Raw genomic sequence first — 16284 nt, forward strand, 5'->3', positions numbered from 1 at the left:
AAAGGTGACGAAATTCCTGTGGGAGCGAGCTTGCTCGCGATGGCGGTGCGTCAGATGGCATCAATGTTGGATGTGCCGGCCTCATCGCGAGCAAGCTCGCTCCCACAGGTTATCGGCGCCTGACTTCCATTTTTATACCGAGGTAGACCATGCCTGAAGCCTATATCGTCGACGCCCTGCGTACGCCCACCGGGCGGCGCAAGGGTGGTCTGAGCCAGATTCACGCCGCCGACCTGGGCGCCCATGTATTGCGCGCGCTGGTCGAGCGCAACGACATTCCCGACGAGGATTACGACGACGTGATCTTCGGTTGTGTCGACACCATCGGCCCGCTGGCGGGTGACATCGCCCGCACCAGTTGGCTGGCCGCCGGTTTGTCGCAGTCGGTGCCGGGTACCACCATTGATCGCCAGTGCGGTTCGTCCCAGCAAGCGGTGCACTTCGCTGCACAAGCGGTGATGAGCGGCACTCAGGACGTGGTCATCGCCGGTGGTGTGCAGACCATGACCCAGATCCCGATTTCCTCGGCGATGATCGCCGCCGAACCCTTGGGCTTCACCGATCCGTTCAGCGGCTCCGAAGGCTGGGTGCGGCGCTATGGCGCGCAACCGCCGACGCAATTTCGTTCGGCGCAGATGATTGCCGAGAAATGGGACCTGTCTCGAGCACAGCTCGAAGCCTATTCGCTGGAGTCCCATCAACGGGCGTTGCGTGCCATCGCTCAGGGCAACTTCAACCGCGAGATCGTGCCGATCGCCGGTGTGCGGCATGACGAAACCCCGCGTCAGACCAGCCTGGAAAAAATGGCCGAGCTGGAATACCTGTTCGGCTGCGACCGGGTGACTGCCGCGGTGTCGAGCCAGACTTGCGATGCGGCCAGCGCGATGCTGATCGTTTCCGAAGCGGCGCTCAAACGCTACGGCCTGACGCCGCGCGCGCGAATCCACCACATCAGCGTTCGCGCCGAAGACCCGATCTGGATGCTCACCGCGCCGATCCCGGCCACCGCTTACGCACTCAAGCGTGCCGGCATGAAGCTCGAAAACATCGACCGGGTGGAGATCAATGAAGCCTTCGCCTCGGTGGCCATGGCCTGGTTGAAAGAGACCGGTTATCCCCATGAACAAACCAACGTCAACGGCGGCGCGATTGCCCTTGGCCATCCGTTGGGCGCCACCGGCACCCGCCTGATGTGCACCTTGCTGCATGAACTGGAACGCTGCGGCGGACGCTTCGGCATGCAGACCATGTGCGAAGGCGGTGGGCAGGCCAACGTGACGATTATCGAACGCCTGTAAAACCAGATGTACACCGATCCTGTAGGAGCGAGCCTGCTCGCGATGGTCGTTAACGAATACGCAGGGTATCTGGATAGCCGCGTTGTTCTTGAGTCCATCGCGAGCAGGCTCGCTCCTACAGAGGATTGTGTTGACCCGTGATGAATTTGAAGGATGTAGAACATGAAAATCTGTGAAAACCGCGTCGTGATCATCACCGGTGCCGGCGGCGGTCTCGGCCGCGCCTACGCGCTGGCTTTCGCCGCTGAAGGCGCGAAAGTGCTGGTCAACGACATCAACCGCGAAGCGGCACTGGCCGTGGTCAGCGAAATTTTGGGGCAGGGCGGTAGCGCCGTGGCCAACAGCGACGACATCACCCGCTATGACTCGGCGGGGCTGATCGTGCGCCAGGCCATCGAAACCTTCGGCGACCTGAACGTGGTGGTCAACAACGCCGGCATCTGTCGCGACCGCATGTTCGCCAGCCTGACCGAAGGCGACTGGGACGCCGTGGTGGCCGTGCATCTGAAGGGCCACTTCTGTATTTCCAGCCACGCCGTGAAGTACTGGCGCGAACAGGCCAAGGGCGGCGCCAAGGTCGATGCGCGGATCATTAACACCAGCTCCGGCGCCGGTTTGCAGGGCTCCATCGGTCAGTCCAACTATGCAGCGGCCAAGGGCGGTATCGCCTCGCTGACGCTGGTGCAGGCCGCTGAACTGCGCCGCTACGGGATCACCGCCAACGCCCTGGCACCGGCCGCCCGCACCGGGATGACCGAGCAAGTGTTCGCCGACACCATGAAAAAGCCTGAAGAAGGCTTCGATTACTTCGCCCCGGAAAACGTCGCGCCGCTGGTGGTGTGGCTGGGCTCCGAGGCTTCCGCCGAGGTGACCGGGCAGATGTTCGAGATCGAGGGCGGCAAGTTGTCGATTGCCGACGGCTGGCGCCGTGGTCCGCAACTGGATCGCCAGGGCCGTTGGGCGGTGGGTGAAATGGGCGAGGCGATTGCGCAGTTGATGACTCAGGCCGTTCCGGCGGCGAAGGTTTACGGCAGCTGAAAAAGAACGATCTCGGGAGGGCGCGGGTGGCTATAATCGGCCCACGTTCCCTCCTGTCATCACACGAGACCTGCCATGACCATTTCCCTGTACGACGCTTCCATCCCTGTTCTCCAGCAAATGCTCAACGCCCTCAGCGGCGTGCTGAAAAAGGCCGAAGCCCACGCCACCGAGAAAAACATCGACCCGAATGCGTTCCTGCAAGCGCGCCTGTTCCCGGACATGTTCCCGTTGGTGCGTCAGGTGCAGATCGCTGTTGATTTCGCCAAAGGCATTTCTTCGCGTCTGGCCGAAGTCGAACTGCCGAAGTACGACGACACCGAAACCACCTTCGCCGAGCTGCAAGCACTGATCGCCAAGGTTCTGGCCTACATCGGCGAGTTCACGCCTGAGCAGATCAATGGCAAGGAAAACATCGAGATCGTCACCCGTCCGGGCACGCCGAAAGAGAAGCGCTTCAGCGGCCAGTCCTACCTGCTGACCTACGGCCTGCCGCAGTTCTTCTTCCACGTCACCACCACTTACGCACTGCTGCGCCACAACGGCGTGGAAGTGGGCAAGCGCGACTACATGGGCGCGTTCTAAACCGCCCAGGTACAAAAAAGCCCGCCAAGGTTTGCGCCTTGGCGGGCTTTTCATTGGTGAATCAAAAGATCGCAGCCTGCGGCAGCTCCTACAGGGTGTACGGCGATCCAATGTAGGAGCTGCCGCAGGCTGCGATCTCTTGATCTTTTAGGCCAGGCGTTCTGCTTTTGCCTCTTCACCCAGGCAAGCCGCTGCGGTGAACAGCACATCGGTGGACGAGTTCAGCGCGGTTTCCGCCGAGTCCTGCAACACGCCGATGATGAAACCAACCGCCACCACTTGCATGGCGATTTCGCTCGGGATGCCGAACAGGCTGCACGCCAGCGGGATCAGCAACAGCGAACCACCGGCCACACCCGAGGCACCGCAGGCGCAGATCGCTGCGACGACGCTCAGCAGGATCGCGGTGGGGATGTCCACAGCGATGCCCAGCGTGTGCACGGCCGCCAGGCTCAGTACGGTGATAGTGATCGCCGCACCGGCCATGTTGATGGTCGCGCCCAGCGGGATCGATACCGAGTAGGTGTCTTCGTGCAGACCCAGACGCTTGCTCAACTCCAGATTGACCGGAATGTTCGCCGCCGAGCTGCGGGTGAAGAATGCGGTGATGCCGCTTTCGCGCAGGCAGGTCAGCACCAGCGGGTACGGGTTGCGACGCAGTTTCCAGAACACGATGAGCGGGTTCATCACCAGCGCCACAAACAACATGCAACCCAGCAGCACGGCCAACAGATGCGCGTAACCGATCAGGGCGCCGAAACCGGAGGTCGCCAAGGTCGAGGCCACCAGGCCGAAGATGCCCAGCGGGGCGAAGCGAATCACCACTCGCACGATCACCGTCACGCCGTTGGACAGGTCGCCCAGCACTTCCCGGGTGGTGTCGCCGGCGTGACGGATGGCAACGCCCATACCGATGGCCCACGCCAGAATGCCGATGAAGTTCGCATTCATCAGGGCGCTGACAGGGTTGTCGACCACGCTCAGCAACAGGCTTTGCAGCACTTCCCCAATCCCGCCCGGCGCTGTGACCGCGACGTCTTGGGTCGACAGCACCAGGCTCGACGGGAACATCATGCTGGCAACCACCGCGACCACGGCGGCGGCAAAAGTCCCCAGCAGATACAGGAACAGAATTGGTCGGATGTGGGTTTCCTGGCCGTGCTTGTGGTTGGCGATCGACGCCATGACCAGCACGAACACCAGGATTGGCGCGACGGCCTTCAGCGCCGAGACAAACACTTTGCCGATGAACGCGGTGGACTTCGCCGCTTCAGGCGCAACCAGGGCCAGGGCAATACCGGCGATCAGGCCGATCACGATTTGCGTGACCAGGCTCAGGCGTTTGAGGCGTTGCAATAGAGAAGGGGATGAAGCAGTCATAAAACGGCATCTCTGATTTTTTATAAGTTCGAAGTTTCACCGCTCTACGGGGCAGATCGCAGGCAGGAAACCGAAGAATGTCGCGACATCGGCGGCAATAAATGCTCGATGAACACAGGGTGTACGTTTTTCAGGGCGCGGACTTTATCACAGCGTAAGAACGATCTTTCAGACCTGTGACGAACTGCCACCCCGGCATTCAACGCGAATTGCAGGTTCGTGCAACCGCATCCGGAAACACTCTGTTAAGATTCGCCATCCTCATTTTCATCTGCCAGTGAGCCTTCGGGCTATCGCTGGTGTTGTCGTTTTCTGGAGTTTTGCATGCTGTTTCCGATTCTTCTGTTGTCTGCCGCCGGTTTCACGGTGCTGACCACGGAGTTCATCATTGTCGGCCTGCTGCCGGCAATCGCCCGTGACCTCGACGTCAGCATCCCGCAAGCGGGTTTGCTGGTGACCCTGTTCGCCTTCACCGTCGCCGCATTCGGGCCGTTCCTCACCGCGTACTTCGCCCGCTTCGAACGACGCAAGCTGTTTATCTCGGTGTTGATCATGTTTGGCCTGGCCAACACCCTCGCGGCGCTGGCGCCGAACATCTGGGTGATGGCGTTCGCCCGGTTGATTCCGGCGCTGGGGCTGCCAGTGTTCTGGGCGCTGGCCAGTGAAACCGCCGTCGATATTGTCGGCCCGGACTACGCCGGTCGCGCCATCGCCAAGATCGGCTTCGGCATCGTCTGCGCCACGGTGTTTGGCATTCCGGTGGGCACGCTGATTTCCGATGCGTTCGGCTGGCGCAGCGCCTTCGCCATTCTGGCGGTCATCGCGTTTGCCAAGGCGTTGCTGCTGTTTATCTACCTGCCGAAAACCAACCTGCACCAGCATCAGGTCAGCTTTCGCTCGCAGTTCAAGATCCTGCGCAGCCCGCTGATGATCGGTCATGTGTTGCTGTCGGTGATCGTGTTCAGCGGCATGTTCACCGCGTACACCTATCTGGCGGACATCCTTGAACGCCTGGCCGGTTTCAACGGCACGGTAGTGGGCTGGTATCTGATGGGTTTCGGTGCGGTCGGTTTGATCGGCAACTCGTTGGGTGGTCGCGCGGTGGATCGTCACCCGCTGATGGCTTCGATGATGTTCTGCGCATTCATGATTGCCGGCCTGGTGGCGCTGGTACCGAACATTCATTCGCCCCTCGGTCTGGCGGCGGCGATGGGCATCTGGGGCGTGACTCAGGCGGCGTTGTTTTTGGTCAGCCATGTGCGCCTGATGAAAGCCGCACCCGAGGCTCCGGCGTTTGCTGCGTCGCTGAACATCGCCGGGGCCAACCTCGGTATTGGCTTGGGCGCGATGATCGGCGGTCGGGTGATCGACAGTGTTGGCCTGCAAGGCCTTGGCTTCGCGGCGGCGGCTTTTATTCTCGCCTCGATCCTGTTGGCCATCGCCCTGATGACCTTCAAGCCGCGCGAAGAAATCACAGCGTTGTAAACAACTCGCGTCGGGCACCTTCGGTAATGGCGACAATGCCGGGGTGCTTGACCTTGCGCTCCACGGAAATGGCGTAGAACGACTCGCTCACCGCGTCGGTCTGGCCAATCACCTCTACGCCGCATTGGCGTTTCACTTCATCGGCGATCACGCTCGGGCCGATGAAAATCCCGCTGCCGGATTGACCGAAGGCCTGCATCAAGGCGCTGTCGTCGAACTCGCCAACGATCTTCGGCTGGATCTGTTGTTCGGCAAACCAGCGTTGCAAACGGCTGCGCACTACGGTTTCCGGTCCCGGAATCAGCAACGGCGCACCGTGCAGGTTGCGCGGGAAATGCTCGCCGTATCGCGCCGCCAGCTCAGGTGTGGCGAAGAAACTGATCCCGCATTCACCGAGCTTCTGGCTGTAGCCTTTGATGTCCAGGTGCGATGGCATCGGGCTGTCGGAGATCACCAGGTCCAGACGCTGGATCGCCAGGTCGGCCAACAAACGTTCAAGCTTGTCTTCGCGGCAGGTAATGCGCAGCGGTTCGCTCAACTCCATGGTGGGCGCAATCAGGCGATAGACGATGGATTTGGGCACCACGTCGGCTACACCGACGCGAAACAGAATCTGCTGTTCATTGGGTTGTGCCCGCAACATCAACTCCAGTTCACCGCCCAGCTGAAACATTTGTTCGGCGTAGGGCAGGGTCTGCCGGCCGGCTTCGGTGAGTTCCAGTTGCCGACCGACACGGCGAAACAACTCAATGCCATAGGTTTGTTCGAGCAGTGAAATCTGCCCGCTGATGGTCTGCGGCGTGAGGTTCAGCTGTTCGCAGGCGCGCACGATGCTGCCGGTTTTGGCCACCACCCAGAAGTAGTGCAATTGCCGATAATTCAACATGTACGGTCCCCTGTAGGAGCTGTCGAGTGAAACGAGGCTGCGATCTTTTGATCTGCCCATTAAAAACAAAATCAAAAGATCGTAGCCTTCGGCAACTCCTACATTCGTAAAAACCGAAGTATACATGGCAAAAATACGAATTTTCCTGAAGTATCTGCTTCCCTAGAATGCCTCGCTATCAACGGGCCATCGTTTCGGTCCCGTTCGTTATATCGAGGGAAGCATCATGAAAATTAAAGCCACGGCGCTGTTGATCACATCTTTACTGGTATTGGCCGGTTGCGACCAAGCCGAAAAAAGCGCCCAGCAACTGATGGGCAAAGCCGCCGAAAGCGCGAAACAGGCCATCGACGATACGCACAAAGCCGCCGAGCAAGCGCTCAGTGATGCCACCGGCGGACTGATCAGCAAAAAAGAATCATCGGAAAAAGACTCGGAAAAATCCGAATCTTCCTCCAAGGAAATCTAAACCGTCTTACAGCGAGTCAGGACTGACCCATGGAATACCTTTTACAACTAGCCGCCAGCCCCACTGCCTGGGTCGCCCTGGCCACCCTGGTGGTGATGGAAATCGTGCTCGGCATCGATAACCTGATCTTCATCTCGATCCTGACCAACAAACTGCCCGAGCAGCACCGGCAGAAAGCGCGCCGTATCGGTATCGGCATGGCATTGATCCTGCGCCTGGGCTTGCTCAGCACCATCGCGTTCATTGTCCAGTTGACCGCTCCGGTAATCGAGATTCTTGGCCACGCGTTCTCCTGGAAAGACATGATCCTGATCGCCGGTGGCCTGTTCCTGTTGTGGAAAGCTACGACCGAGATCCACCACAGCATGGACCCTGCTCCGGATGATCCGACATCGGCGACATCGACGGTAACCCTGGGTTTCGCTGCGGCGATCGGGCAGATCCTGATGCTGGACATGGTGTTTTCCATCGACAGCATCATTACCGCCGTCGGCATGACCGAGCACTTGCCGATCATGATCATCGCGGTGGTGGTGTCGGTACTGGTGATGTTGTTTGCAGCTGATCCGCTGGCCAAGTTCATCAATGACAACCCGACGGTGGTCATGCTGGCCCTGGGCTTCCTGATCATGATCGGCATGACGTTGATCGCCGAAGGCTTTGGCGCCCACGTACCGAAAGGCTATGTGTATGCCGCCATGGCGTTCTCGGCCACGATTGAAGTGTTGAACATGATGTCCCGGCGTGCGAAGCAAAAGCGCATTGCCACTGAAGCTTAACCATCGCTAAACGAAACGGCCGCCTGAACTCGAAAGAGTCCAGGCGGCCGTTTTTTTATGTGGATCCGGAAAATGTCAGTGCGCGGTGGCGTGACGTACGGGCGGTTTCTCGGCTTTCGTCACCGGCTCCGATTGGACCGGATGGTGATGGTGACGACGGGTAATGCGCAGAACTCCCCACAACATGGCAGCGGCGACGGCCAGCCAGCCGGAAATCAACATTACGATTGTCATTGTCAGGCTCATCGATGCCTCCTCTTTGCCCTGCAGCGGGCACACACGCTATGCAAGTGACAGTCTAGTCGCTGGCGTGTTTCAGGCAATTGACCGAAAGTCGCCTGTCACCAACCAGTTCGCTCTATCGAAAGCAATCAACTACCGGTTAAGGCTATACCGCTGCCGCGCGGCGTCCTATGATCGACGACCAAGCCGGGAAGCGGATTGCCTGGCGTCTGAACAAGAGAGTGACGATGGTGCGGGTAATTTCTCGAATTCTTTCGGTGGCGGTGATCGTGGGTTGTGTCGCCAGTCTGTCTGGTTGCGCGGGGAGCGTTGCGCCGCAGATCAAGCGGCTGCCGGAGCGGGTCGAACTCACGGGTCGGTTTTATAAGGGCGTGGCCAATCAAAGCGGGCCGCAAGTGCTGGCGAGCATGTTGTCCCAGCAGGGCATCGTGATCACCCCGGGTTTGCTCGACAAACCGCTGCGTTTGCCGGGCGCCGAAGCCCAGTTGCAACAGAGCATGCAGAACCTCGCCCGTGAGTACGGAATGATGGTTTATCCGCTGGACAGCAACTTGCCCGCCTTATTGACTCAGGTGGCGGCCGGATATCCTGTGATGGTGCGGTTTACCGAGGGGTCGGCGCTTTGGGCTGAGCCGCGTTATGCGATTCTGTCCGGCTACAACCGTCAGAAACAGACCGTGCTGTTGCGCGCCGGGATGGACCAGCGGTTGCTGATGAGCTTCGGTTCGTTCGAATCGGCTTTCAAGGATGCCGGTGGATGGGCGGTGCTGATTCAGTCACCGACGCAGATTCCAGCGGAAGTCGATCAGCAGCGCTGGCTCAAGGCGGCGAACGATCTGGCCCAGGCCGGCCAGGAGCAGGCAGCGGCGAAGGCCAAAAAGGCTCTGAGCGCGCAGTAAGCCCGTTCGTCATCTGCCGGGCACCCCGGCCCGTTGGCGTCCTCTGAACCAGTAAGGCCCGGATCTTTCCGGGCCGTGATCAGGAGGCGTCCATGGCACATTCCAATACCCCCGCCGGCCCGCATTCGTCCGAGCATTCGTCCGGCGATGATGAACTGGGGTTTGATCCCGATTCTCCTGACCTCGCCGATCCTCAGGTCGATCCCATCGGACCGGCCAAGGCGCCGAAGGATGTGAAGCCGGGTGATAATCCCAAGGCTCCGGCAAAGCCCTACGATCCACTCGGTGATCTGAAACCCTAGGTCTCATGGAGGTGCGTATGTCTACCGATTCGAGTTTCAACGACAAACGTCCGGAAACCGTTCCGACCACTCCTGAAGAAAGCATCGATCCGGTGCTGGACCCGGACAGCCCGATGCGAGATCCACTGGCTCGTCCCACCGTAGCGCCAACCGAACATCCGCATGGCTGGCGCGACCCGAGCAAAGGGGATGGCATTCCGGATGACGACCAGATGCCGCTGCCTAACGACTAATTGGCGACGAAAAAAAGCCCCGAGTGTTCGGGGCTTTTTCGTGTGTTCACCGCAATGTTACTTCGAAGCCTCAACCACGCCGCTCTGGCGCTGCTTGAGGTTCTTGTCTGCCTTGTACTGCAAGGCTACGGAAGGCACGTTCGCGCTCTTGCCGCTCTCTACCCAATTGCGCATGCGCGTGGCATCGGCAAAGTGCGTGTACTTGCCGTAGGCATCCAGGATCACCAAGGCCACCGGGCGGTTACCCATTCGGGTCACCAGTACCAGGCAGTGACCTGCTTCGTTGGTGAAGCCGGTTTTGGTCAGCTGGATGTCCCAGTCCGGCTTACGGACCAAATGGTCGGTGTTGCGAAAGCCCAGGCTGTAGTTGGGTTTGCGGAAGGTAACGGTTTTTTCCTTGGTCGTGCTCAACTCGGTCAGTAACGGGTACTTGTGCGCGGCGATCAACAGTTTGCTCAAGTCGCGAGCGGTCGAAACGTTACGCGGGGACAGACCCGTCGGCTCGACGAAATGGGTATTGGTCATGCCCAACGCACGGGCCTTGGCGTTCATCGCGGCAATGAATGCGGCATAGCCACCCGGATAGTGATGGGCCAGGCTCGCTGCGGCGCGGTTTTCGGAGGACATCAGGGCAATCAGCAGCATTTCCCGGCGTGGCAATTCGCTCTTCAGCTTGACCCGGGAGTACACACCTTTCATTTCCGGCGTGTCGCTGATGTTGATGTTGATGTATTCCTCCATGTTTTGCCGGGCTTCAACCACGACCAGGCCGGTCATTAGCTTGCTGACGGAAGCGATGGGGACAACCACGTCAGGGTTGCTGGCGTAGATGACTTTGTTGGTCTGCATATCCAGCAGCAAAGAGCTGCCGGATGCGAGCTTGAGTTGCGAGGTATCTCGAGGCGCTGCGGTGGTTTCGCCAGCGCTGGCGATTGGCGTGATGAAAGTCCCTGTAACTGCAAAAACTAGGCTCAGGATGGAAAGACGGATTTTCACGCTGGCAGACTCATAAAGTGTTGATACGCCGTTTATGTAACGGGCTATTTCGTAAAAAGCGCGACATTCTGGAGTATGGCTGAATAACTGTCGATGGTTGTTCAAGTAACAGGTGAAAGTCCCGGAAAACATGAAAAAAATGTCATTTTCCGGCGGATGGTCGAACCTGTTCCACGAGCAAAAAAGAACCCCGCCATGGGCGGGGTTTCTTGTGTCGCGGACTACCTCTGCAACCAGCCTTAACTGTGCAGGGTTTCAGCGGCGTACAGCGTATTTTCCAGCAGGCAGGCACGAGTCATCGGACCGACGCCGCCCGGTACCGGAGTGATCCAGCCAGCGCGGGGCAGGGCGGTTTCGTAGATCACGTCACCGACCAGTTTGCCGTCTTCCTGGCGGTTGATGCCGACGTCGATCACGATCGCGCCTTCCTTGATCCATTCACCCTTGACCAGGCCCGGTTTGCCGGCGGCGACAACAACCAGGTCAGCACGACCGACGTGGCCGGCCAGATCCTTGGTGAAGCGGTGAGTGACGGTCACGGTGCAACCGGCCAGCAACAACTCCATCGCCATCGGGCGGCCAACAATGTTGGACGCGCCGACGACCACGGCATTCATTCCATACAGATCGGCACCGGTGCTTTCCAGCAAGGTCATGATGCCTTTGGGCGTGCACGGACGCAGCAGCGGAATACGCTGGGCCAGACGACCAACGTTATAAGGATGGAAACCGTCGACGTCCTTGTCCGGGCGAATGCGCTCCAGCAATTTGGAGGCGTCCAGGTGTTCAGGAAGAGGAAGCTGCAACAGAACGCCGTCAATCGCCGGATCGTCATTCAGGCGATCGATCAGATCGGTCAGCGCTTCTTGAGTGGTTTCGGAAGGCAGGTCATAGGCTTGGGAAAGGAAGCCGACCTCTTCACAGTCTTTACGCTTGTGCGAGACATAAACCTGAGAGGCAGGATCGCTGCCGACCAGGATCACCGCGAGGCCGGGCGTGCGCAGGCCTTGCTGGCGACGCTCGGTAACCCGTTGGGCGATCTGCTGGCGCAGGCTGGCGGCGATCGATTTGCCGTCGATTAGTTGTGCAGTCATTGCGCGTGATTAACCATCGAGAGGGGAAAAAAAGAGAACGCATTCTCGCATGTCATGCGGTGAGGGCAAAGGCGCTTGGTCTGCAAATTCCCCTAACTCCTTTAATTAAATGAATTTTTTTTAAAAAGGATTTGACGACCTCAGGGGGGCTCTATACTATTCGTCGCACTTGTCGGGCACAGCCTAGCACTGGTTAAGAAGGTCGAACGGAATTACAGTTCTGCAAGACTGACAAGCTCTTAGTTTGTAGTCCTTCAAGGGTACAGCTAATAAGGCGCCCGTAGCTCAGCTGGATAGAGCATCCGCCTTCTAAGCGGATGGTCGCAGGTTCGAGTCCTGCCGGGTGCGCCATTAGGCAGCTTTGGCACAAGTAACGCAATATGGTGGGCGTAGCTCAGTTGGTAGAGCACGGGATTGTGACTCCCGTTGTCGTGGGTTCGATCCCCATCGTCCACCCCATATTTCGAAAAGGCGCCAGATTAACAGTCTGGCGCCTTTGCTTTAAAAGCTTCACTCCGCGGATGTGGTGGAATTGGTAGACACACTGGATTTAGGTTCCAGCGCCGCGAGGCGTAAGAGTTCGAGTCTCTTCATCCGCACCAAATAAAGCTTCGCTCATGCCGGTCGGTGTGAATGGAGTTCAGCAACGAAGCTGTTTGGCTTCCTTGTTACGCAATATGGTGGGCGTAGCTCAGTTGGTAGAGCACGGGATTGTGACTCCCGTTGTCGTGGGTTCGATCCCCATCGTCCACCCCATATTTCGAAAGGCGCCAGATTGAAAAGTCTGGCGCCTTTTTTGTTTCAGCGGCCGCAGGTTCCGGGCCGCAGGGGCGGGGCGTTTCGTCGTATTTATGTTTCTCGATGATGCCGCTCTGTCCGCTGGCCTTGCTTGCGAGGTCGGCTGTCAGGGAGATCGCTGGCGACCTCTTCTATATATAGAAGGGTTGGCGCAGAGCCCTGGCGTGATTGGTTGTATTTGCCATCGGGGCGAGGTGCATTCGTGCATTCGCACCTATAAATTGCCTGCTGCGTTTTTACCCGTTTTCAGTAGGGTGACTTCTTGAGTTTGACCCACTAGAATGCATGCCCTTGATTCTGGGGTCGGAAACGGCCGGCTAACGTCTGTGCAACGAGGAATATCCATGCAAGTTTCTGTTGAAAATACTACTGCTCTTGAGCGCCGCATGAGCGTCACCGTGCCGGCTGAGCGCATCGAGAGCCAGGTCAACAAGCGTCTGCAGCAGACCGCCCAAAAGGCCAAGATTGCCGGCTTCCGTCCAGGCAAAGTGCCAATGAGCGAAATCAAGCGCCGTTTCGGTGCTGATGCGCGTCAGGAAGCTGTAGGTGACGTGATCCAGTCTTCCTTCTACGAAGCTGTGGTTGAGCAGAAGCTGAACCCGGCTGGTTCGCCTTCGATCGAGCCTAAATCGCTGGAAGCAGGCAAGGACCTGGAATACGTTGCCGTATTCGAAGTGTTCCCTGAGTTCACCGTTGCCGGTTTCGAAGGTATCAACGTAGAGCGCCTGAGCGCTGACGTGGCTGATGCCGATCTGGACAAGATGCTCGACATCCTGCGCAAGCAGAACACCCGTTTTGAAGTGGCCGACCGCGCTGCCCAGAACGAAGACCAGTTGAACATCGATTTCGTCGGCAAGGTCGACGGTGAAGTGTTCGCTGGCGGTTCCGCCAAAGGTACTCAGCTGGTTCTGGGTTCCGGCCGCATGATCCCTGGTTTCGAAGAAGGTCTGGTTGGCGCTAAAGCCGGTGAAGAACGCGTTCTGAACCTGACTTTCCCAGAGGACTACCAGAACCTCGACCTGGCTGGCAAAACCGCTGAGTTCACCGTAACCGTGAACACTGTTTCCGAGCCAAAACTGCCAGAGCTGACCGAAGAGTTCTTCGCTCAATTCGGCATCAAGGAAACCGGTCTGGAAGGCTTCCGCACCGAAGTTCGCAAGAACATGGAGCGTGAACTGCGTCAGGCGATCAAATCCAAGGTCAAGAATCAGGTAATGGACGGTCTGCTGGCCACCAACCCGATCGAAGTGCCTAAGGCTCTGCTGTCCAACGAAGTTGACCGTCTGCGCGTGCAGGCTGTTCAGCAGTTCGGTGGCAACATCAAGCCTGACCAACTGCCGGCCGAGCTGTTCGAAGAACAAGCCAAGCGCCGCGTAGTGCTGGGCCTGATCGTGGCTGAAGTGGTCAAGCAATTCGACCTCAAGCCTGACGAAACCCGCGTTCGCGAGATGATTCAGGAAATGGCTTCGGCCTACCAGGAGCCTGAGCAAGTTGTGTCCTGGTACTACAAGAACGACCAGCAACTGAACGAAGTTCGTTCGGTTGTGCTGGAAGAGCAAGTTGTGGATACTGTTCTGCAGAAAGCTAGCGTGACCGACAAATCGGTCTCTTACGAAGAAGCGGTCAAGCCGGTAGAAGCTCCACAAGCCGACTGATTGTTTTTGCGTTAGAAGCACACACCATAAGCCAGCTCTCGAGCTGGCTTATGCGTATTCAAGACATAACTATTTGGGAGTGACTGCAGAGCATGTTCCGTAATTCGTATATTCAGCAGAACTCTGATATCCAGGCCGCAGGCGGCCTGGTCCCGATGGTTGTCGAGCAGTCCGCTCGTGGCGAGCGCGCCTACGACATCTACTCGCGTCTCCTCAAGGAGCGAGTGATCTTTCTGGTTGGCCCGGTAGAGGACTACATGGCTAACCTGATCTGTGCGCAACTGCTGTTCCTTGAAGCGGAAAACCCGGACAAGGACATCCATCTCTATATCAACTCCCCGGGCGGTTCGGTGACAGCAGGCATGTCGATCTACGACACCATGCAGTTCATCAAACCCAACGTGTCGACCACCTGTATCGGCCAAGCGTGCAGCATGGGCGCTTTCCTGCTGACTGCCGGTGCCCCTGGCAAGCGTTACTGCCTGCCGAACTCGCGTGTGATGATTCACCAGCCACTGGGCGGTTTCCAGGGCCAGGCATCGGATATCGAAATCCATGCCAAGGAAATCCTCTTCATCCGTGAGCGTCTCAACACGTTGATGGCCAAGCACAGCGGGCACACGCTTGAGGAAATCGAGCGCGATACCAACCGCGATAACTTCATGAGTGCAGAAGCTGCGCGTGAATACGGGTTGATCGACGAAGTGATCAATCAGCGCCCCGCTTAAAATAAGCAGCTCAAAATAGGCTTGGTCGGCTGGTCTGATCAGCGGCGGGCTTGAAAAAGCCCGCAATAGCCTTCATCTTGTGTTGCAAGCCTATCGGATTTGGATCGAACGAATGACTGACACCCGCAACGGCGAGGACAACGGCAAGCTGCTCTATTGCTCCTTCTGTGGCAAAAGCCAGCATGAAGTGCGCAAATTGATTGCCGGCCCCTCGGTCTTTATCTGCGACGAGTGCGTCGACCTGTGCAATGACATCATCCGTGAGGAGGTGCAGGAAGCACAGGCCGAGAGCAGCGCGCATAAATTGCCTTCGCCTAAAGAAATCAGCGGCATCCTTGATCAGTACGTGATTGGTCAAGAGCGTGCAAAAAAGGTTCTGGCCGTAGCGGTGTACAACCACTACAAGCGTCTGAACCAGCGTGACAAAAAGAATGACGACGTCGAACTCGGCAAGAGCAACATCTTGCTGATCGGCCCGACAGGCTCGGGTAAAACCCTGCTTGCCGAAACACTGGCTCGCTTGCTGAACGTTCCGTTCACCATCGCCGACGCAACCACCCTCACCGAGGCGGGTTACGTAGGTGAAGATGTCGAGAACATCATTCAGAAGCTGCTGCAGAAGTGCGATTACGACGTAGAGAAGGCCCAGATGGGCATTGTCTACATCGATGAAATCGACAAGATTTCGCGCAAATCTGACAACCCGTCGATCACCCGGGACGTTTCCGGTGAAGGCGTACAGCAGGCCCTGCTCAAGTTGATCGAAGGCACGGTCGCTTCCGTTCCGCCTCAAGGTGGTCGCAAGCATCCGCAGCAGGAATTCCTGCAGGTCGACACCCGTAACATCCTGTTCATCTGCGGTGGTGCGTTCTCCGGTCTGGAAAAGGTTATTCAAAACCGTTCCACCAAGGGCGGCATCGGTTTCAACGCGGAAGTTCGCAGCAAGGAAGAAGGCAAGAAAGTCGGTGAATCCCTGCGTGAAGTCGAGCCTGACGATCTGGTCAAGTTCGGTCTGATCCCTGAATTCGTCGGTCGTCTGCCGGTTCTTGCGACGCTGGACGAGCTTGATGAAGCTGCTTTGATGCAGATCCTCACCGAGCCGAAAAATGCTCTGACCAAGCAGTATGCCAAGCTGTTCGAGATGGAAGGCGTGGACCTGGAATTCCGGGCTGACGCACTGAAATCGGTCGCCAAGCGCGCGCTGGAACGCAAAACCGGTGCGCGTGGGCTGCGTTCGATTCTCGAAGGTGTATTGCTCGACACTATGTATGAAATCCCCTCGCAATCCGAGGTGAGTAAAGTAGTGATCGATGAAAGCGTTATAGAAGGCAAGTCCAAGCCACTGTATATCTATGAAAACAGTGAGCCTGCTGCCAAGGCCGCGCCAGACGCCTAAGCGTCACGCAGTCGGTACAA

The 16284-nt window shown here is 58.0% G+C and carries 17 protein-coding genes and 4 tRNA genes; 16 read left to right on the top strand and 5 right to left on the bottom strand.

Going from position 1 to position 16284, the window contains the following annotated elements:
- Positions 1-149 precede the first annotated feature (149 nt).
- The 3 genes from ACM110_RS20935 to ACM110_RS20945 all read left to right on the top strand — a co-directional run bounded on the left by ACM110_RS20935 (position 150) and on the right by ACM110_RS20945 (position 2921).
- Complete coding sequence (locus ACM110_RS20935) at positions 150-1298, top strand: acetyl-CoA C-acetyltransferase (protein WP_416129285.1); 1149 nt, start codon at positions 150-152, stop codon at positions 1296-1298.
- Positions 1299-1460: 162 nt separating this feature from the next.
- Positions 1461-2336, top strand: coding sequence for an SDR family oxidoreductase (locus tag ACM110_RS20940; protein ID WP_416129286.1), 876 nt, complete (start codon positions 1461-1463; stop codon positions 2334-2336).
- Positions 2337-2411: 75 nt separating this feature from the next.
- Positions 2412-2921: a DUF1993 domain-containing protein gene (locus tag ACM110_RS20945; RefSeq protein ID WP_416129287.1), complete on the top strand. Its 510-nt coding sequence runs from the start codon at positions 2412-2414 to the stop codon at positions 2919-2921.
- 147 nt (positions 2922-3068) lie between these two features.
- Here ACM110_RS20945 and sstT read toward each other — a convergent pair whose 3' ends face one another.
- The gene (gene sstT, locus ACM110_RS20950; RefSeq protein WP_416129288.1) at positions 3069-4301 is read right to left on the bottom strand and encodes a serine/threonine transporter SstT; all 1233 of its coding nucleotides are present in this window, start codon (positions 4299-4301) and stop codon (positions 3069-3071) included.
- Positions 4302-4625: 324 nt separating this feature from the next.
- Between sstT and ACM110_RS20955 the strand changes: the two genes are divergently transcribed.
- The gene (locus tag ACM110_RS20955; protein WP_416129289.1) at positions 4626-5786 is read left to right on the top strand and encodes an MFS transporter; all 1161 of its coding nucleotides are present in this window, start codon (positions 4626-4628) and stop codon (positions 5784-5786) included.
- On the opposite strand, the gene nhaR is transcribed toward ACM110_RS20955, so the two are convergent.
- Positions 5773-6672: a transcriptional activator NhaR gene (nhaR, locus tag ACM110_RS20960; RefSeq protein WP_416129290.1), complete on the bottom strand. Its 900-nt coding sequence runs from the start codon at positions 6670-6672 to the stop codon at positions 5773-5775. The genes ACM110_RS20955 and nhaR overlap by 14 nt on opposite strands.
- Before the next feature lie 226 nt (positions 6673-6898).
- On the opposite strand from nhaR, the gene ACM110_RS20965 reads away from it, so the two are divergent.
- Both ACM110_RS20965 and ACM110_RS20970 read left to right on the top strand, forming a co-directional pair.
- Positions 6899-7141, top strand: coding sequence for a hypothetical protein (locus ACM110_RS20965; RefSeq protein ID WP_338581973.1), 243 nt, complete (start codon positions 6899-6901; stop codon positions 7139-7141).
- A 29-nt stretch (positions 7142-7170) separates the two neighbouring features.
- Positions 7171-7920, top strand: a complete 750-nt coding sequence (locus ACM110_RS20970) for a TerC family protein (RefSeq protein ID WP_416129291.1) — start codon at positions 7171-7173, stop codon at positions 7918-7920.
- Between the two features lie 75 nt (positions 7921-7995).
- Here ACM110_RS20970 and ACM110_RS20975 read toward each other — a convergent pair whose 3' ends face one another.
- Positions 7996-8154, bottom strand: coding sequence for a hypothetical protein (locus ACM110_RS20975; RefSeq protein WP_416129373.1), 159 nt, complete (start codon positions 8152-8154; stop codon positions 7996-7998).
- 179 nt (positions 8155-8333) lie between these two features.
- On the opposite strand from ACM110_RS20975, the gene ACM110_RS20980 reads away from it, so the two are divergent.
- From ACM110_RS20980 to ACM110_RS20990, 3 genes are all read left to right on the top strand, one after another.
- Complete coding sequence (locus ACM110_RS20980) at positions 8334-9062, top strand: peptidase C39 family protein (protein ID WP_416129292.1); 729 nt, start codon at positions 8334-8336, stop codon at positions 9060-9062.
- A 92-nt stretch (positions 9063-9154) separates the two neighbouring features.
- Positions 9155-9364 carry a DUF6021 family protein gene (locus ACM110_RS20985; protein WP_338581970.1) on the top strand — a complete coding sequence of 70 codons (210 nt, stop codon included), beginning with the start codon at positions 9155-9157 and terminating at the stop codon, positions 9362-9364.
- A gap of 17 nt (positions 9365-9381) precedes the next feature.
- Complete coding sequence (locus tag ACM110_RS20990) at positions 9382-9597, top strand: hypothetical protein (RefSeq protein ID WP_416129293.1); 216 nt, start codon at positions 9382-9384, stop codon at positions 9595-9597.
- Positions 9598-9654: 57 nt separating this feature from the next.
- On the opposite strand, the gene pbpG is transcribed toward ACM110_RS20990, so the two are convergent.
- The gene (gene pbpG, locus ACM110_RS20995) at positions 9655-10593 is read right to left on the bottom strand and encodes a D-alanyl-D-alanine endopeptidase (RefSeq protein WP_416129294.1); all 939 of its coding nucleotides are present in this window, start codon (positions 10591-10593) and stop codon (positions 9655-9657) included.
- Positions 10594-10832: 239 nt separating this feature from the next.
- The gene (gene folD, locus ACM110_RS21000; RefSeq protein ID WP_416129295.1) at positions 10833-11687 is read right to left on the bottom strand and encodes a bifunctional methylenetetrahydrofolate dehydrogenase/methenyltetrahydrofolate cyclohydrolase FolD; all 855 of its coding nucleotides are present in this window, start codon (positions 11685-11687) and stop codon (positions 10833-10835) included.
- 274 nt (positions 11688-11961) lie between these two features.
- Here folD and ACM110_RS21005 point away from each other — a divergent pair.
- From ACM110_RS21005 to clpX, 7 genes are all read left to right on the top strand, one after another.
- A tRNA-Arg gene (locus ACM110_RS21005) sits at positions 11962-12038 on the top strand.
- 32 nt (positions 12039-12070) lie between these two features.
- A tRNA-His gene (locus tag ACM110_RS21010) sits at positions 12071-12146 on the top strand.
- A 58-nt stretch (positions 12147-12204) separates the two neighbouring features.
- Positions 12205-12289 (top strand) — tRNA-Leu (locus tag ACM110_RS21015).
- 78 nt (positions 12290-12367) lie between these two features.
- A tRNA-His gene (locus ACM110_RS21020) sits at positions 12368-12443 on the top strand.
- 386 nt (positions 12444-12829) lie between these two features.
- The gene (tig, locus tag ACM110_RS21025; protein WP_416129296.1) at positions 12830-14140 is read left to right on the top strand and encodes a trigger factor; all 1311 of its coding nucleotides are present in this window, start codon (positions 12830-12832) and stop codon (positions 14138-14140) included.
- Positions 14141-14232: 92 nt separating this feature from the next.
- A complete protein-coding gene (gene clpP, locus ACM110_RS21030; protein ID WP_219097672.1) occupies positions 14233-14868 on the top strand; it encodes an ATP-dependent Clp endopeptidase proteolytic subunit ClpP in 636 nt (211 codons plus the stop codon).
- A 112-nt stretch (positions 14869-14980) separates the two neighbouring features.
- A complete protein-coding gene (clpX, locus tag ACM110_RS21035; RefSeq protein WP_007946893.1) occupies positions 14981-16264 on the top strand; it encodes an ATP-dependent Clp protease ATP-binding subunit ClpX in 1284 nt (427 codons plus the stop codon).
- The last annotated feature ends 20 nt before the right edge of the window (positions 16265-16284 follow it).

This window comes from Pseudomonas sp. NFX98, from assembly GCF_047784845.1.
Taxonomy (GTDB): Bacteria; Pseudomonadota; Gammaproteobacteria; order Pseudomonadales; family Pseudomonadaceae; genus Aquipseudomonas.

What these genes read in the sequence shown, in the direction of transcription:
- ACM110_RS20935 (WP_416129285.1), top strand. Translation starts at nt 150, where the DNA reads ATGCCTGAAGCCTATATCGTCGACGCCCTGCGTACGCCCACCGGGCGG.
- ACM110_RS20975 (WP_416129373.1), bottom strand. Translation starts at nt 8,154, where the DNA reads ATGACAATCGTAATGTTGATTTCCGGCTGGCTGGCCGTCGCCGCTGCC.
- clpX (WP_007946893.1), top strand. Translation starts at nt 14,981, where the DNA reads ATGACTGACACCCGCAACGGCGAGGACAACGGCAAGCTGCTCTATTGC.
- folD (WP_416129295.1), bottom strand. Translation starts at nt 11,687, where the DNA reads ATGACTGCACAACTAATCGACGGCAAATCGATCGCCGCCAGCCTGCGC.
- ACM110_RS20985 (WP_338581970.1), top strand. Translation starts at nt 9,155, where the DNA reads ATGGCACATTCCAATACCCCCGCCGGCCCGCATTCGTCCGAGCATTCG.
- ACM110_RS20970 (WP_416129291.1), top strand. Translation starts at nt 7,171, where the DNA reads ATGGAATACCTTTTACAACTAGCCGCCAGCCCCACTGCCTGGGTCGCC.
- nhaR (WP_416129290.1), bottom strand. Translation starts at nt 6,672, where the DNA reads ATGTTGAATTATCGGCAATTGCACTACTTCTGGGTGGTGGCCAAAACC.
- ACM110_RS20955 (WP_416129289.1), top strand. Translation starts at nt 4,626, where the DNA reads ATGCTGTTTCCGATTCTTCTGTTGTCTGCCGCCGGTTTCACGGTGCTG.
- ACM110_RS20965 (WP_338581973.1), top strand. Translation starts at nt 6,899, where the DNA reads ATGAAAATTAAAGCCACGGCGCTGTTGATCACATCTTTACTGGTATTG.
- ACM110_RS20940 (WP_416129286.1), top strand. Translation starts at nt 1,461, where the DNA reads ATGAAAATCTGTGAAAACCGCGTCGTGATCATCACCGGTGCCGGCGGC.
- clpP (WP_219097672.1), top strand. Translation starts at nt 14,233, where the DNA reads ATGTTCCGTAATTCGTATATTCAGCAGAACTCTGATATCCAGGCCGCA.
- tig (WP_416129296.1), top strand. Translation starts at nt 12,830, where the DNA reads ATGCAAGTTTCTGTTGAAAATACTACTGCTCTTGAGCGCCGCATGAGC.
- sstT (WP_416129288.1), bottom strand. Translation starts at nt 4,301, where the DNA reads ATGACTGCTTCATCCCCTTCTCTATTGCAACGCCTCAAACGCCTGAGC.
- ACM110_RS20980 (WP_416129292.1), top strand. Translation starts at nt 8,334, where the DNA reads ATGATCGACGACCAAGCCGGGAAGCGGATTGCCTGGCGTCTGAACAAG.
- ACM110_RS20945 (WP_416129287.1), top strand. Translation starts at nt 2,412, where the DNA reads ATGACCATTTCCCTGTACGACGCTTCCATCCCTGTTCTCCAGCAAATG.
- ACM110_RS20990 (WP_416129293.1), top strand. Translation starts at nt 9,382, where the DNA reads ATGTCTACCGATTCGAGTTTCAACGACAAACGTCCGGAAACCGTTCCG.